This is a genomic window from Rhizobium sp. L9 (genome assembly GCF_002531885.1).
Taxonomy (GTDB): domain Bacteria; phylum Pseudomonadota; class Alphaproteobacteria; order Rhizobiales; family Rhizobiaceae; genus Rhizobium.
Genome location: NZ_NWSZ01000029.1, coordinates 17791 through 32564, shown reverse-complemented (window position 1 = coordinate 32564; position 14774 = coordinate 17791). Strand labels below are relative to the sequence as shown.

At 61.8% G+C, this 14774-nt stretch carries 13 protein-coding genes; 7 read left to right on the top strand and 6 right to left on the bottom strand.

Annotation, left to right across the window (positions count from 1 at the left end; genetic code table 11):
- Positions 1 to 191 precede the first annotated feature (191 nt).
- Positions 192 to 485 (top strand): DUF4143 domain-containing protein, encoded by a 294-nt coding sequence (locus CO660_RS34360; protein ID WP_348627656.1) that lies wholly within the window; start codon positions 192 to 194, stop codon positions 483 to 485.
- Between the two features lie 498 nt (positions 486 to 983).
- On the opposite strand, the gene CO660_RS26025 is transcribed toward CO660_RS34360, so the two are convergent.
- Together CO660_RS26025 and CO660_RS26020 are read right to left on the bottom strand one after the other, a co-directional pair.
- Positions 984 to 1454 carry an Hsp20 family protein gene (locus tag CO660_RS26025; RefSeq protein ID WP_085781829.1) on the bottom strand — a complete coding sequence of 157 codons (471 nt, stop codon included), beginning with the start codon at positions 1452 to 1454 and terminating at the stop codon, positions 984 to 986.
- A 235-nt stretch (positions 1455 to 1689) separates the two neighbouring features.
- Positions 1690 to 4152, bottom strand: coding sequence for a glycoside hydrolase family 3 C-terminal domain-containing protein (locus CO660_RS26020; RefSeq protein WP_097601174.1), 2463 nt, complete (start codon positions 4150 to 4152; stop codon positions 1690 to 1692).
- Positions 4153 to 4318: 166 nt separating this feature from the next.
- Between CO660_RS26020 and CO660_RS26015 the strand changes: the two genes are divergently transcribed.
- Positions 4319 to 4948 (top strand): TetR/AcrR family transcriptional regulator, encoded by a 630-nt coding sequence (locus CO660_RS26015; RefSeq protein ID WP_097601173.1) that lies wholly within the window; start codon positions 4319 to 4321, stop codon positions 4946 to 4948.
- Here the strand turns inward: CO660_RS26015 and CO660_RS26010 are convergent.
- On the bottom strand, positions 4906 to 5790 hold the full coding sequence (locus CO660_RS26010) for an alpha/beta fold hydrolase (RefSeq protein ID WP_097601172.1): 885 nt from the start codon (positions 5788 to 5790) through the stop codon (positions 4906 to 4908). The two genes, CO660_RS26015 and CO660_RS26010, sit on opposite strands and share 43 nt — an antisense overlap.
- A 133-nt stretch (positions 5791 to 5923) precedes the next feature.
- Here CO660_RS26010 and CO660_RS26005 point away from each other — a divergent pair, with 133 nt between their 5' ends.
- On the top strand, positions 5924 to 6847 hold the full coding sequence (locus CO660_RS26005; protein WP_097601171.1) for a LysR family transcriptional regulator: 924 nt from the start codon (positions 5924 to 5926) through the stop codon (positions 6845 to 6847).
- Between the two features lie 66 nt (positions 6848 to 6913).
- On the opposite strand, the gene CO660_RS26000 is transcribed toward CO660_RS26005, so the two are convergent.
- The 3 genes from CO660_RS26000 to CO660_RS25985 all read right to left on the bottom strand — a co-directional run bounded on the left by CO660_RS26000 (position 6914) and on the right by CO660_RS25985 (position 10057).
- A complete protein-coding gene (locus CO660_RS26000; protein ID WP_097601170.1) occupies positions 6914 to 7798 on the bottom strand; it encodes a DUF6030 family protein in 885 nt (294 codons plus the stop codon).
- A gap of 284 nt (positions 7799 to 8082) precedes the next feature.
- Entirely contained in the window at positions 8083 to 8805 is a 723-nt protein-coding gene (locus CO660_RS25990) for a response regulator transcription factor (protein ID WP_097601168.1), read from the bottom strand.
- A 13-nt stretch (positions 8806 to 8818) separates the two neighbouring features.
- Positions 8819 to 10057 (bottom strand): sensor histidine kinase, encoded by a 1239-nt coding sequence (locus CO660_RS25985; RefSeq protein ID WP_097601167.1) that lies wholly within the window; start codon positions 10055 to 10057, stop codon positions 8819 to 8821.
- A 279-nt stretch (positions 10058 to 10336) separates the two neighbouring features.
- Here CO660_RS25985 and CO660_RS25980 point away from each other — a divergent pair, with 279 nt between their 5' ends.
- From CO660_RS25980 to CO660_RS25965, 4 genes are all read left to right on the top strand, one after another.
- Positions 10337 to 11353, top strand: a complete 1017-nt coding sequence (locus CO660_RS25980; protein WP_085781836.1) for an ABC transporter substrate-binding protein — start codon at positions 10337 to 10339, stop codon at positions 11351 to 11353.
- A 72-nt stretch (positions 11354 to 11425) separates the two neighbouring features.
- A complete protein-coding gene (locus tag CO660_RS25975; RefSeq protein WP_097601214.1) occupies positions 11426 to 12877 on the top strand; it encodes a sugar ABC transporter ATP-binding protein in 1452 nt (483 codons plus the stop codon).
- The gene (locus CO660_RS25970; protein ID WP_097601166.1) at positions 12874 to 13824 is read left to right on the top strand and encodes an ABC transporter permease; all 951 of its coding nucleotides are present in this window, start codon (positions 12874 to 12876) and stop codon (positions 13822 to 13824) included. The genes CO660_RS25975 and CO660_RS25970 overlap by 4 nt, the downstream gene beginning before the upstream one ends.
- Positions 13821 to 14771, top strand: coding sequence for an ABC transporter permease (locus CO660_RS25965; protein WP_097601165.1), 951 nt, complete (start codon positions 13821 to 13823; stop codon positions 14769 to 14771). The genes CO660_RS25970 and CO660_RS25965 overlap by 4 nt, the downstream gene beginning before the upstream one ends.
- Positions 14772 to 14774: the final 3 nt, after the last annotated feature.

Genomic DNA, 14774 nt, shown 5'->3' with positions numbered 1-14774 from the left:
GGTCCAGCTTGCCATCCTGCCGCCAGACCTTGCCACGCCATAGACCTGGAAGTTCTCATTGAACACCGGCGTATTTCGATCTTCATCCGCGCCCGAACGCCTGTAATTTGACGGTCGTGCGGTTAGACTAAGACCGTCAGCGCTTTAAATTAGCCGTGGAGTAGATTAAAATTAGCCGGGCCTGACTTTAAATTTGCCGAGAACTGGCGTCTTGGTCAGACCGGCGCTTTTCCTTCTCCCACTACCGGACGAGAGATCAAGATGAAGTCGATGTCATCGTCGAGGATCGGCGCGGCCGGGTTGTTGGGATTGAAGTAAAGGCGTCGGCAACGGTGAAGTCTGACGATTTTCGCGGGCTGCGCCAGTTACAAGAGGCGGTAGGCGATCGTTTCGTGCGAGGGCTCGTCTTACACGACCACGACCGAGTGACCCCGTTCGGAGAAAAGCTACAAGCCGCCCCGCTATCACTTCTATGGACAATGTGAACTGCGATCGAAAAGCGCCGGGCGGGTTAGGGGCGGGGCCATTCGTGCCAGTTTGAAGAATGTCGCTCGTCCCAGTTCGATCCGTGATCGTCAGGAGCACCAACACGTCAAGCCCTCACATCGCTAGCGCAACGGCGGCAAAGATGACCTGAAAAGTCATGACATGACCAATCGAAAGCGATGAGGTCGTCACAAATCACTGCAGAGACGGACCGTAGGGAGCGGGCGCGAAACGCAACGATCTCGTCGCGGGTGAGAATTCGAGGAAGAGCAAACTCGGTCCGCATCATTCGTGCACAAGGGCCGGCCACATGGCGCCGGCCCCAGTCGACGCGGAACCCTGTTCAGGATCGCGCTTCAGAAACGGCGTGCGCATTGCGAAGCTTGCCTAACGACCTCGAAAACAGAGGCTTTGCCGCATCTTTAGCGCTGCTTCTGCGACGTTTCCTGATCTCCACGATAAACGGCTTAATTCGGGACTTCATGGAGAGGCTCTCCTTAAGCCACCTGACGCTCGGCTTCGATCTGAAGAGGCGCCTGCTGAAAGGAGCCGTCTCCGATGGCGATCTTGCGCGGCTTCATGGCTTCGGGCACTTCACGCTTCAGCGCAATCGAGAGAATACCGTTCGTCAGCGAGGCGTTCTCGACCCTGACGTGGTCGGCGAGCTCGAAGCGGCGTTCAAATGCGCGCCCGGCGATGCCGCGATGCAGATATTCGCCTTCTTTCCCATCGGGCTTTTGCCCCTTCACCAGAAGGACGTTCCGCTCCTGGGTAATGTCGAGGTCACCTTCGGCAAAGCCGGCCACCGCCATCTGAATGCGATAGTCGTCTTCGCCCGTCTTGACGATGTCATAGGGCGGCCAAGTCTCGATCGCCTGCAGGCGCTGCGCATTGTTCAGGAGATTGAAGACACGGTCGAATCCGATGCTGGACCGGTAAAGGGGGGCGAAATCAAGTTCGTTTCTCATAGCCATATCCTCCGTAAAGCAACATGGGTTGGAGACGCGTCGGAAACCTGCGTCTCCCCTCTGATCATCGGCCCGCTTTTGCGCTGCCGACGACGATGATCTGGTTCCGCATGATTTTCCATTCAAGAGGAGAATCTAAAAAATTTCAGGCTGCTTGATCCGGCAGTCCGGAGCGCCTCTTGCGCACTGTTTTCATTCAGCTCAACCAATGGCGCCTGGCCGTTCGACATCGGAATCATGAGGTCGGCGGCAGCACGTAGCCGGCCGGTGACGGCAGGTGGAGCACGAATCTTGTATCGGCGGCATTCGCCGCCAGGACCAGGTGATAACCACCCGGTTCGGCCCGGAAGGCGCCGGCCTCGATATCGAAATAGGCCAGATCGCGCGGCAGAACCTTCATAACGGCTGTGCCTGTTTCGCCGGGTTGCAGCGAGAGCTTTGCGAAGGCGCGCAGTTCCTTGTCCGGCCGTTCCACTTTGGCTAACGGCGAGCGTACATAGAGCTGGACCAGTTCCGAGCCTGGCCGGTCGCCTGTGTTGGTGACGTCAATGCTGACGGTTATGCCTTCAGGATCCATTTCTCCTGCGGAGAGTCGCGGTTCGCCCCAACGGAAGCGGCTATAGCTAAGGCCGAAGCCGAAGGGGAAGAGAGGTTCGACGGCGCTGATATCGTGATGGCGATAGCCGACGAAGACGCCTTCGGCATAGTGCACATGCCCATTCTTGCCGGGATAAACGGCAGGATCGCCTGTGATGGCGGAATTGTCGGCAAGCGCCTTCGGGAAGGTCTGCGGCAGGCGGCCGCCCGGCTCGGCTTCGCCGAACAACACGTCGGCAACGGCATTGCCGAGTTCCTGTCCGGGATACCACATCTGCAGCACGGCACGGACCTTGCCGAGCCAGGGCATCTCGATGGGACCGCCGGTCTGCAGCACAACGACGGTGTTGGCGTTGGCGGCGGCGACCTTCTCGATCAGTTCCTCCTGCCGCCCCGGTAGCCGCATGTCGGGCAGATCCAGCCCTTCCGTGTCCCACTCGCCGTCGCGACCGACGAAGAGCAGCGCGACATCGGCATTGCGGGCCGTTTCGACGGCGACTTCGATATCGGCCTCGCCGAGCGGTTTTTCGACGCCGAAGCGGACGGCGATGAGGTTGATGCCCTCCTCGTTCGCCGTGGATGGCTCATATTCGACGGCAATTTCGTAAGGCCTGCCCGCTTCGAGCGTCACCGCGCCGCGCTGTTCGTCATTAGCGGTGCCGAAATAATTCTCGCCGCGCACCCAGCCGTCATGGCCGTCGACGATCAACCGGCCGTCGACGAAGAGCCGCGCCAGTCCGGCATTGGTCATGCCGAAGACATGTTGGCCGCTCTCCTCAGGCGCATATTGCATCACCATCCGGGCGGAGAAATCGGCGGGGTCGAGTTCGCCCGACGGCAGTTCGAACCAGAAGAATTCGCCCTTGTCGACGGTCTCGACGTGAAGCGGGGTGCCCTTGCAGCCGCGCCCCTTGAAATATTCGACGGTGATCTTTCCCTTGAACACGTCGATCAGGCGGTTATGGCGGCAGCCGACGGCGTGGCTGATGCTGTTGGCATTGGAAAGAGCGGCGCGAATGCCTTCGAGCGGGCTCACCGTATAATGCGCGTTGATCTGCGCGCTGCCCCCACCCATGACGCGGGCGCTCGCCGCATTCGGTCCGATGACGGCGATCCGATCGAGCGAGGTCTTGGCAAGCGGCAGGATGCCATCATTCTTGAGGAGCACCGCGCCTTCGGCACCGAGGCGCCGGATCAGCGCCCGGTCTTCCGGCAGGTCGACCGCCCGTTCGGTGAGATCGGGCTTGTTCTCGAATGCGCCGACGCGCTCGAGCAGCAGCAGCATGCGCCGCGCCGCCGCCCGCACGGTGGCGGCTTCCACCTTGCCTTCGCGCACGGCCGCAACCAGCTTCTCACCGCGGTCGCGCGCCGGGCCTGGCATTTCGAGATCGAGGCCGGCATCGATCGTCTCGGCCGTGGAATGCGAGCCGAACCAGTCGGACATGACGATGCCGTCGAAGCCCCATTCCTCGCGCAGCACCTTGGTCAGCAACCATTGATGCTCGCTCGTATAGGTGCCGTTGAGGCGGTTATAGGAGGACATGACCGCCATGACGCCGGCGCGGCGCACCGCCTGCTCGAAGGGCGGAAGATATATTTCGCGCAGCGTCCGCTCGTCGATATCGGACGACATGGTCTGCCGCTCGATCTCGGATTCATTGCCGGCGAAGTGTTTTATGGTCGCCGCAATCCCCTCGCTCTGCACGCCCTCTATATAGGCGACCGCGAGTTCTGATGTCAGCATCGGATCTTCGGAGTAACATTCGAAATTGCGGCCGTTGAGGCCGGAGCGATGAATATTCACTGTCGGCGCGAGCAGCACGGCCGCTCCCTTGCTCTTTGCCTGGCGCGCAAGGGCAACCCCCATCTGCCTGACGAGATCGGGATTCCAGCTGGCGCCGAGCGCAATGGCGACAGGAAAGCAGGTCGCCTTGACGCCGGCGACCAGCGAGCCCGCGCCGCGAGCGCCATTCGGTCCGTCCGTCACCTTGATCATCGGCACGCCAAGCCGCTCGACGGGCACGGTCGTCCAGAAATCGGCGCCCGACAGCAACGAGACCTGTTCTTCGAGCGTCATCTCGTCGAGAATGGAATCGATCATGCAAACCTCCCGTTCAAAGACTGCGAGCACCGTCTGTTAAACCTACCGATTACTCGGTATTTTTAATATGTCAAGCTGACGGAGCTGATGTAAGAAGAAGAGGATATATCGGCCGGAGCATTGCGGATCGGCGCATCGCCGTTAAAAGAGGCCGACGGGAGAAATAATGGCAGAACGGAAGACGGGACAGGACGAGAAAAGACGGCGTCGATCCCCCAAAGGAGAGGAGCGCCGCGCGGAAATCCTGGCCGCGGCGATGCGGCGCTTTGCCGAAGACGGCTATCAGAATGCCGCGATCGGAGATATCGCCCGGGACGTCGGCCTGTCGCTGCCCGGCCTGCTGCACCATTTCCCCACCAAGGTCGATCTGCTGCTCGCGATCCTCGCCAAGCGCGATCTCGATAGCGCCGATTTCATCGGGCACTATCGCTCCGATGTCAGCGGCCTGCTCAAGGGCATGGTCGAGATCTTCCGCCGCAATGCCGAAATGATCGAGGTCGTCAGAGCCTTTGCGATTCTGAATGCCGAAAGCCTGATGAAGGATCACCCCGCCAAGGCGTGGTTTCTCGCTCGCACTGCGGAGATGCAGAAGGACATCGCCGCGACTTTCGAGCGGGCGATCGCCGATGGCTCGGTCGACAAGAGGATCGACAGCAAGGTGATCGCGGCCGAACTGATCGCCGTGATGGATGGCCTGCAGATGCTCTGGCTGCGCGACCCCGATCGCTTCGATATGGTCGGCGGTCTGGAAGCTTATGTCGACCGCCTGCTGGCGAGCCTCGCGCCAGAGGGATGAACTCTCTTTTCATCGAAGCGCGTGAGCCAGATCATGATGCGGCTGACGGCTTCGTGGTACCTTTGGCCGACCAGCAAACCCGTATGCGTCGTGCCCCGGAGACCGAGATACTCGCCGCCGATGTGCCGTGCCATCGCCTGCCCTCGCCGGTCGGCGGCTGCGTCGTTGACAGCTGAGATGACCAGGCTGGGGCAGGTGATCTTGCTGCCGTCGATGGAAATCCCCTCGGCTCCGAAATGGAAGGAAAAGACACCGAAGGCTCTGGCGGATTCCATCGACAGGTACTTCCGCTGGAAGGCAATATCGTCGGGCGTCTCGTCAGGGCTGGACTGCTCGTCACGCGCCGGCGCGGGAATGACGACCCCAGGTATCTCAGGCGCAAGATCCTGGTAGGGCACCTCGTCGTACACCTGCCTGGAGATGCTGGAATCGATCAATACCAGCCCGGCAATGCCAACGCTTTCCGCCAGCTTCTGGCTGAGGATTCCGCCCATGCTGAAACCGATCACAACAGGAGGAACAACACATTCCCCAGCGATTGCGGAAATCGCCTCACGAATGTCTTCAAGATAGTTCTCGAATTCCACCTTCGTGAAATCCACCGACCTGCTTTTGTAGTGACCTCGCAGATTGATGCAGTAAGAATCCCAACCGGCCGCCATGAAGTGCGGAATGTACTTGCTCCACATCCAGCTGCCGGTGAAGGCGCCATGGACAAAGAGCAGAGGCGGTCGATCGGCCTCATCCGAACGATCGTTCCCGCGAAAGATTTCCAGGAAAAGGTCATTCTCGCCAATATATATGCCCATGTGCTCCGGCAACTCTCTCGCGTAGTCCCGCATGCCATCCACTCCCTTTATCTTGGCAGGCCTATCCGGTCCCGCTGTCGAACAAAGGATATTTGCTACGCAATATTGATCAACTGCCACGGGCGGCCTTACATAAAGGACAAAATATCTCTAATCGGATCTTGCCGTGGATAGTCTCGCGAACCTCTTCGCCTTCGTTCATGCAGCCGAACAGCAGAGTTATGTCGCAGCCGCGCGCGTTGCCGGCGTTTCGCCGTCGGCGATCGGCAAGGCCGTGGCGCGTCTTGAAAGCCGGCTCGGTGTGCGGCTCTTCAATCGGACGACGCGCAGCATCAGCCTGACCGACGCAGGGGCGGTCCTTTACGAGCGCTACAAGCGCATCATCGACGATATGCAGGATGCAGAGGCAAGCGTCCTGCATAGCCGGGAACGCCCAAGAGGCCGCCTGCGCGTCAGCGTTCCGCACATCGTCGGACACCATCTGCTGATGCCGATGCTGCCGGCCTTTGCCGAGTGCTTCCCGGAGATCGAACTGGATGTGGATTTCGAAGACAGGGTCATAGACCTGGTTCAAGAGGGTCTGGATGTCGTGGTGCGGAGCGGCGAGCTTGCCGATACGCGGCTGATCGCCCGCCACCTTGGCGATCAGCATTTCGTCGTGTGCGGCAGCCCCGACTATTTCGAGCGCCATGGACGACCGGAGACACCTGCCGATCTCTGCGGGCATGCCTGTATTCATTTCAAATACCCATCCAGCGGCCGTATCGCGTCATGGGCCTTCAAGGCGCCGTACGAGCGGCTGCTTCTGCCCAGAAGCCTGACGTTCAACAATACGGACGCGGGGCTGCGGGCAGCGCAGGATGGTCTTGGCCTTGCCCACCTGCCCGTCTACGTCGCGGAATCGCATATGCGAGCGGGAAGCCTGATCCCCGTCCTCACCTCCTTCATGGTGCCCTTCGGCTCGCTCTCGCTGGTCTGGCCGTCCAATCGCCAGCTTTCGCCCAAAGTCCGCGCTTTCGTGGATTTCGTCGTCGAGAATTGCGCCGCCCGAGCCGACGCTTTTCGACCGGCAGCCAGCCTGTCGCGCTGATCCGCTGTCGCGCCATATCCGAGGCGGGGACACTTTCCCTACTCACAAGGCTGGGGGCTTTGACGCTCAGCCGCAGTTCCGGCTCGGTTTTGAATCGGAGCCGGCACCTGCTCCGCCATTGAGTGCCATCGGCTGATCTGAACGCGCCATTGCGATCGATGCGGATGATGTCCGCGGGATGCGCGGATCCGTCGTGGCCAGCCAGCGGTCTGCCGAAAAATACGCCCTGGTTCTTGCCTGCGAACCTGGAGCTGCCTTGAGGCCTAGAGCAAAACTAAATCTGTTTTCGCTGCCGGCTTCGCGCGTGAAGCTGAGATAAGAGCCGAATCGTTCGGCCTCGACATCGCGAAGTCTTTGGATCGACGCAAGCGCATCTTCAAAATCTCGCCAGCATGCCTGCTTCACAATGATCTCGAAAATGCGCAGCACTTCAGGGGCGAGAAGTCCCTCAGCATCAATCTTCGGTCCGACGATCTTGGCGCGGATCTCAACAATATTACCCGTCTCATCTCCACGAATCCTGAGGAAGGTCGAGCTCAGTGGCCTCACCTCGTCCCGTTCGTAGATGCGCTGAAAATAACATTCATAATCGCGATTGCGCATCGATGCGGCTTTCCATTCGCTCACCTCTATGCCGGCCTCTCGAAGAGCGCTGCAAATATTGGCGCCCGAGACCAGCCACATGCGCAGAAACTGACTTGCCAGGTCGAGCTTTGGGACCTCCATCAGATGCCGCGATATGGATATCGTCGGACGAAGAAAAGAAGCAGCCGAATCAGAGTGGACGGTTGGGCGTGGCGAAGGGGCAGCCTTGTTGAGCGCTCCCTTTTCCAAGTCCTCGGTCGGAGATTCGGATTGGCGGATGTCAAGGTAAGAAACCGCAATCGTTGCGACAAGCAGGGCGAGTAGCAACAGCGCTGGCCGACGTAACGGGCGGCGGTTGCTCAGCAACGGGAACTTCCAGCGCTTGGATGGGCTGTCGCGAGAAGAACCGGCTGCTGAGAACAATTTATTCACTGCGTTGCCTCGCAAGCTTGCGACCAAGCGGTGTCGGTCGCCGCCTGGTCAATCCCCGTGGCCAAACCTTTTGAGGCGAGCGACGATGTGAAAGCGGTACAGCCGGCTCACCTTCGAAACCGCGATTTTGATGTCGAGTGTATCGAGCGTCAAGCGGCAGCCTTGAAACGGCTGCGCCCAAAAGAAAAGCTCGCTTATGTCGCCGATCCTTCGGGAAATTACTTTCCATCAAGCCATTCCTGCAGCTCCGCCTCAGCGCGTTCCAGAGCGCTGTAATTCAGTAGTTTACGCAGGAAAGCAATCGTGACGGCGCGGGCGCGGAGATTGAAGCGGCCGTCCTCGTGGTCGTCGACAGCCGTCTGATAGACGTCGAGCTTGTCGTAGAGCTGCTGCAGGCGGTTTTGCACGCTGCGCAGCGACAGGCTCCGGCGTTTGGCGATGGCCCGGTCAGTCAGACCGAGGGCTATGTCAACGAGGATCTCGTATTCGGAATCGGTGAAGCCGTTGGTCTGGCCAAGGCTCTTCTGCTGCAGACCACGCACCTCGCGGTCGATGACACACTGGCTCTCGATGAAGATCGAGCGCAGCGCAAGCTTCAATCGCTCGTCAGAGGCGGATTTCAGCACATAGCCATAGGCGGCGCCATCCGGCACGATGCGCGAGACGCCGCGCACATAAGCCTCATCCGAATAATTCGACCAGAACAGGATGCGGGTTTCCGGCCGCTCCTTCCAGATCGTGCGCGCCGCCTCGATGCCATTGCGGCTCGCCATCTGCAGGTCCATGACGATATGCGCCGACTTGTGGTCGCGGGCGAGCTTCTCACCGATGGTTCCGTTCTCCGCCTCGATCACCGTGTCGCATTCCGGCAGGGCGGCGTTAACAGCCTCATGCAGGTAGGACCGGTGCAGCGGGTCGTCCTCGACGATCAGAACCTTCATCTTTTCTTTCTCCTCAGTCCGGCTCGCCCGCCGGGCCGCTCGGCGCCAGCGGCAGCACGACGCGCACCGCGGTCCCGCGATTATTATTGCCGGGGCCGATCGTGAAGCGCGCCGAGATCAGCCGGGCGCGGGTCTTCATATTGTCGATGCCGCCGCCGATCCGTCCCCGCGTCTTGGCAAGCCCGGTTCCGTCGTCGGAGATTTCGATCGCCAGCTGTTCGTCGTCGGCTTCGAGCCGCACCATGATCGCCAGCGGAGCGGCATGGCGCACGGCATTGTTGATCGCCTCCTGCGCTATGCGAAACAAGGCGACGCTGACGGTCGGCTCCAGCCTTTCGAGCGCCCCATTCGTCTCGTCGACGAGGCCCCATTCGATGCCCGACCCGGTGTCGCGGGTCGATCGGTCGAGATGATGCTCGATCGCCTGAGCGAGGCCGAAGAGCTGGAGCACGGAGGGTTTTGCCTGCTCGATGATCTGCCGCAGATCCTGCATGCAATGCTGCAGCGATCGCGAAACGGGTTCGAGCGCCTCGGGGGTCACCTCGCCGTTGCGCGACAGCCGGTCGATTCGCCGGGCAAGCCGCGTCAGGTCGGCAAGCGTCTGGTCGTGAAGGTCCATGCCGATTCGCTGGCGTTCCTGCTCCAGGGCTTCGGTCAGCTTCAGCGCGCCCTGACGCAGCCCCTCCTCGCGGGCGCGTGCCTCCGCCTCCACGATCGCCGAGCGTTGCGCCTGCTCGGCCGCCTGCAGCGCAAAGAAATAGGGCGTCAGCAGATCGGCGATGATGCGGGCGCGTTCGACGTCCTCCATCGTATAGACGCCCGCCCTGTGAGACGAACAGGAAAGGGCCGCGATGATCGTGCCCTGCACCTTCATCGGCACATGCAACCGGCTCCTCAGCGATTGTTCGACGATCGGCCGCTTGAACGCGCCCTCGAAATGGAAACGCGGGTCTGTCATGGCATCGTCCGTGAGCAGAAAATCGACCTCACCTCGCAGCAGCGAACGGATGGGGCTGTTGACGACAGGCGCGCCGGCGATCTCGCCCCAGGCAGTCTCGATGCCCGTCTCATAGGCCGTGTGATAGTTGCCGCCTTCGAGCAGCACGCAGACGTCGAGATGGTCGTGGGGGATGATGTGGGCGACCTCGGCAGCAACCGACCGGATCGCCGAGCGGAAGTCGAGCTGGCCCGCGAGCAGCCGGGAAATGCCGAGATAGTGGTCGAACAGGGCTGCCGGTGCGAGATGCAGCATTGTCAGTTCCTCCCCCGTCACGACAGGCTCCTCAACCCGGCGTGATCGTTTCCCAGTAAGCGCCCGCAAATGGGCCGCCGTCTTGCGTAAACCCGCAGCTTGTTGCGCAAAACCCGCAAACGAGTTGCCGCCTTGCCCCTGTACAGGCCGGCCGATCTCCCGCATCCTGCCCTTACTGAGAGGAGGAAGCTCAGTGCAAGAACAATTTTCACTCGGGTCCGGTAAGGCCGGCAGGAGTGAAGCGATCCGCCGACCGGCGCGATCATGAGGGAGGAAGACATGACAATCCGTAAGATGCTTCTGGCATCGGCCGCTATTGCTTGCGCCGCCATGCCCGTATCCGCCTTTGCCGACACGTCGGCCAAGAAGATCGCTCTTTCCAACAATTATGCCGGGAACTCCTGGCGCCAGGCCATGCTGACGAGCTGGAGCAAGGTGACGGGCGAAGCCGTAAAATCAGGCGTCGTTGCCGCGGCCGATCCTTTCACCACTGCCGAGAACCAGGCGACGGAACAGGCGGCGCAGATCCAAAACATGATCCTGCAGGGCTATGACGCGATCGTGCTGAACGCCGCCTCGCCGACGGCGCTGAACGGCGCGGTCAAAGAAGCCTGCGACGCCGGCATTACCGTCGTTTCCTTCGACGGCATCGTGACCGAACCGTGCGCCTGGCGCATCGCTGTCAATTTCAAGGAAATGGGCCGCAGCGAGGTAGAATATCTGTCGAAGAAACTCCCACAGGGCGGCAATCTGCTCGAGATCCGTGGCCTTGCCGGCGTCTTCGTCGATGACGAGATCTCGGCCGGCATCCACGAAGGCGTCAAGCAGTTCCCGCAGTTCAAGATCGTCGGCTCCGTGCACGGCGACTGGGCGCAGGACGTGGCGCAGAAGGCCGTCGCCGGCATCCTGCCGAGCCTGCCTGACATCGTCGGCGTTGTGACGCAGGGCGGCGACGGTTATGGGGCCGCACAAGCGATCGCCGCGACCGACCGGAAGATGCCGATCATCATCATGGGCAACCGCGAAGACGAGCTGAAGTGGTGGAAGGAACAGAAGGACGCCAAGGGCTACGAGACGATGTCGGTGTCCATCGCGCCTGGCGTCTCCACCCTCGCCTTCTGGGTCGCCCAGCAGATCCTCGACGGCAAGCAGGTCAAGAAGGATCTCGTCGTGCCGTTCCTGCGCATCGACCAGGACAATCTCGAAACGAACCTCGCCAATACCCAGGCCGGCGGCGTCGCCAATGTGGAATACACGCAGGCAGACGCGATCAAGGTCATCGAGTCGGCAAAGTAACTCTCCCGGCGATTGCCGCGCGCGCCGAAAATGGCCGCGCGGCAGTCCTTCCGAGCAGATGTGGCGGGCAGCATGGATGAGGTTTTGAAGGCGGTGATCGCCGTCGATGGCGCCAAGGTGAGTTTCGGCGCGGTCAGGGCGCTTGACGGCGTCACGCTCCGCGTCATGTCAGGCGAGTGCGTCGGGCTGGTCGGGCACAATGGAGCCGGCAAGTCCACCATTGTCAGCGTCATCAATGGCGGCCTCACCCCCCATGAGGGAAGTGTGTCGAGTGATGGCGAGCGGCTGGAGCGTTACGGCATCAACGCGGCACGAGCCCGCGGCGTGCGCTGCGTTTTCCAGGAGCTTTCGCTCTGCCCCAACCTCTCCATCGTCGAGAACACGCGCATCATGCACCGCGATCTCGGCGGCTTCGGCTGGCGCAGGCGCGCCGCAGAAATCATCGAAAAGAGCCTCGATGCGGTCTTCCCCGGCCACGGCATCGACAGCGGTCGGGCAGTGGGAGACCTTTCGATCGCCGAGCGACAGATGGTCGAGATCGCGATGGCCTTTTCCGACGCCGGCACCCCGCCGCGGCTGGTGATCCTCGATGAACCGACCTCCTCGCTCGACGCGAGCCTCGCCCGCCAGATGCTCGACCATGTCCGCCGCTTCGTCGCGGCCGGTGGCTCCGTCATTTTTATCTCGCATATCCTCCACGAGGTCCTCGAAACCTCCGACCGCATCGTTGTCATGAAGGACGGCCGCGTCGTTGCCGAACGCCCCGCCCACGGCTTCGACCATCATGGTCTGGTCGAGGCCATGGGCAGCGTTGCGAAGGAGGAGACGGGGCAGCGCCCGGCGCGCGAGCAATCCGCCGCTCCGCTCGTTCTCTCCCATCAGACGGCGGGCCGTCCCTTTTCGGCCCGCAAGGGCGAGATCATCGGATTGGCAGGTCTTGCCGGCCACGGTCAGACCGAGCTTCTGCTTGCCCTGCACGCCGCCAAGTCCGGCAACTGGCTGCCCGAGCGCGATCCGCTTGTCACCTTCGTCGCCGGCGACCGACGCCTCAACGGCATCTTCGAACTCTGGAGCATCCTGCGCAACTTTTCCGTCGCCTCGCTCAGTGACCTGTCGCGGCGTGGCCTCATTGCCGCTGATAAAGAGGAGGCCAAGGGCGCCGACTGGAGGCGGCGGATCGAAATCCGTACGCCCGACATGGCCAACCGCATTTTGTCGCTTTCCGGCGGCAATCAGCAGAAGGTGCTCTTTGCCCGGGCCCTTGCTACGCACGCGCCGGTCGTCCTGATGGATGATCCGATGCGTGGCGTCGATGTCGGAACCAAGCAGGAGGTCTACGCCATCATTCGCGACGAAGCTTCGCGCGGCCGCACCTTCATCTGGTATTCGACTGAGATGGACGAAGTGCGTCTCTGCGACCGCGTCTACGTCTTTCGCGAAGGCCGCATCACTGCCGAACTTGCCGGCGACGCCGTCAACGAGACGAACATCATCGCCGCATCCTTCGAGGGGGTCGCCGCATGATGGTCCGGCTGTCATCCGACGCCTTGCGTCTTGCCATTCCCGCCCTTTCGCTGACACTGCTGCTCGCCGCCGTATTCTGGCTGCAGCCGCGCGCCATGAGCTATGTCGGCCTCAACCTGCTGTTCAATCTCGCTGTGCCGATCGCGCTTGCGACGATCGCCCAGATGCTTGTGATGACGGTGAACGATCTCGATCTGTCGATGGGCACCTTCGTCAGCTTCGTCGCCTGTGTGAGCGCGACCTTTCTGCGCGACGACCCGGTAACCGGCATCCTGATCCTTGCGGGAGCGATCGCGGCCTATGCGGCCCTCGGCGTCGTCATCTACCTGCGCGACCTGCCGTCCATTGTCGTCACGCTCGGCATGAGCTTCGTCTGGGGTGGACTTGCCGTATTGCTGCTGCCGGCGCCGGGCGGGCAGGCGCCAGATTGGGTGCGCTCTCTGATGACCGTCAAGCCGCCGCTGGCGCCGATGGCGATCGTCGCCAGCGTCATCATAGCCGCCGTCGCCCATCTTCTCATCATGCGGTCTTCGCTCGGGGTGCTGATCCGCGGCATCGGCGGCAACCAGCGCTCGGTCGAGCGGGCCGGCTGGTCGATTGTCGGGGCGCGGGCGATCGCCTATGGACTTGCCGGCTTCTTCGCGGTGCTTGCCGGCATCGCCCTCGTCGGCCTCACCACCTCGGCCGATGCCAATATCGCGCTGCGTTATACGCTGCTGTCGATCGCCGGCGTGATCCTCGGCGGCGGCGAGTTCATCGGCGGCCGCGTCTCCCCTGTCGGCGCCGTTATCGGCGCGCTGACGCTGACGCTCGCCGGCTCGTTCCTATCCTTCCTGCGCATCTCGCCGGATTGGCAGATCGGAGCCCAGGGCGCGATCCTGATCATCGTGCTCGCGCTTCGCCTCATGCTGAACCGGCTGGAAAAACGGGAGAAACGCCGCCGATGACGCCTCTCCTCAGCCTTTTCGGCAAACCCTGGATCTGGTCATGGCTTGCCGCCTTCATCGTCTGGTTCCTGACAATCATGGTGACCCTTGGCGCCAGTACGCTAGGCCTGTCGCAGGCGGCACTCACCTTCGCCGCCTTCTCGGCGATCGTCGGCATCGGCCAGATGTTCGTCATCACGCTCGGTCCCGGCAATATCGATCTGTCGGTTCCCGCCACCATGACACTTGCCGGTACGGTGGCGCTGAAACTGATGAATGTCGAAAACGGCTTGATCCTGCCTGGGCTTCTTGTCGCCATCCTCATCGGCCTCGTCGTCGGCCTCGGCAACTATGCGCTCATCAAGGCGCTGCGCATTCCGCCGATCATCGCCACGCTTTCCATGAGCTTCATCGTGCAGTCCGCGGCGATCTGGACGAACCGTGGCTTGCGCATCAAGCCGCCCAGCGTGCTTGCCGAATTCACCACCACGAACACGCTTGGCGTACCGAACGTGGCGATCGTCGCGTTCCTCATCTCGCTGCTAGCCTGGTTCCTGCTCGAGAAGACGATCTACGGGCGCTGGATCTCGGCGATCGGCCAGAGCATGCCCGCCTCACGCATGGCCGGCATTCCGGTCGACGGCACGCGCTTCGTCACCTACCTCTTTTGCGCCGTGCTCGCATCCGTCGCGGGCTATCTGCTCGCCTGCTTCTCCGGCGGCGCAGCACTCAATATGGGCTCGGAATATCTGCTGACCTCGATCGCCGTCGTTGTGATCGGCGGCACAGCGGTTGCCGGCGGCGATTCCAACGTGCCGGGCATCTGGGGCGCGTCGCTCTTCATGTTCCTGGTCGTCTCCATGCTCAACACCTATGGGCTCGGCGCGGGCATCCGCCTCATCATGACCGGCCTCATCATCATCAGCGTGATCATGCTCGCCGGCGGTCGCCGGGCCGGCATGCGATAATCA

Bases quoted from the DNA above. Each gene is read 5' to 3' on its own strand.
- CO660_RS25975 (WP_097601214.1), top strand. From the start codon at position 11,426: ATGGATGAGGTTTTGAAGGCGGTGATCGCCGTCGATGGCGCCAAGGTG.
- CO660_RS25970 (WP_097601166.1), top strand. From the start codon at position 12,874: ATGATGGTCCGGCTGTCATCCGACGCCTTGCGTCTTGCCATTCCCGCC.
- CO660_RS25985 (WP_097601167.1), bottom strand. From the start codon at position 10,057: ATGCTGCATCTCGCACCGGCAGCCCTGTTCGACCACTATCTCGGCATT.
- CO660_RS26015 (WP_097601173.1), top strand. From the start codon at position 4,319: ATGGCAGAACGGAAGACGGGACAGGACGAGAAAAGACGGCGTCGATCC.
- CO660_RS25990 (WP_097601168.1), bottom strand. From the start codon at position 8,805: ATGAAGGTTCTGATCGTCGAGGACGACCCGCTGCACCGGTCCTACCTG.
- CO660_RS26020 (WP_097601174.1), bottom strand. From the start codon at position 4,152: ATGATCGATTCCATTCTCGACGAGATGACGCTCGAAGAACAGGTCTCG.
- CO660_RS25980 (WP_085781836.1), top strand. From the start codon at position 10,337: ATGACAATCCGTAAGATGCTTCTGGCATCGGCCGCTATTGCTTGCGCC.
- CO660_RS25965 (WP_097601165.1), top strand. From the start codon at position 13,821: ATGACGCCTCTCCTCAGCCTTTTCGGCAAACCCTGGATCTGGTCATGG.
- CO660_RS26010 (WP_097601172.1), bottom strand. From the start codon at position 5,790: ATGCGGGACTACGCGAGAGAGTTGCCGGAGCACATGGGCATATATATT.
- CO660_RS26025 (WP_085781829.1), bottom strand. From the start codon at position 1,454: ATGAGAAACGAACTTGATTTCGCCCCCCTTTACCGGTCCAGCATCGGA.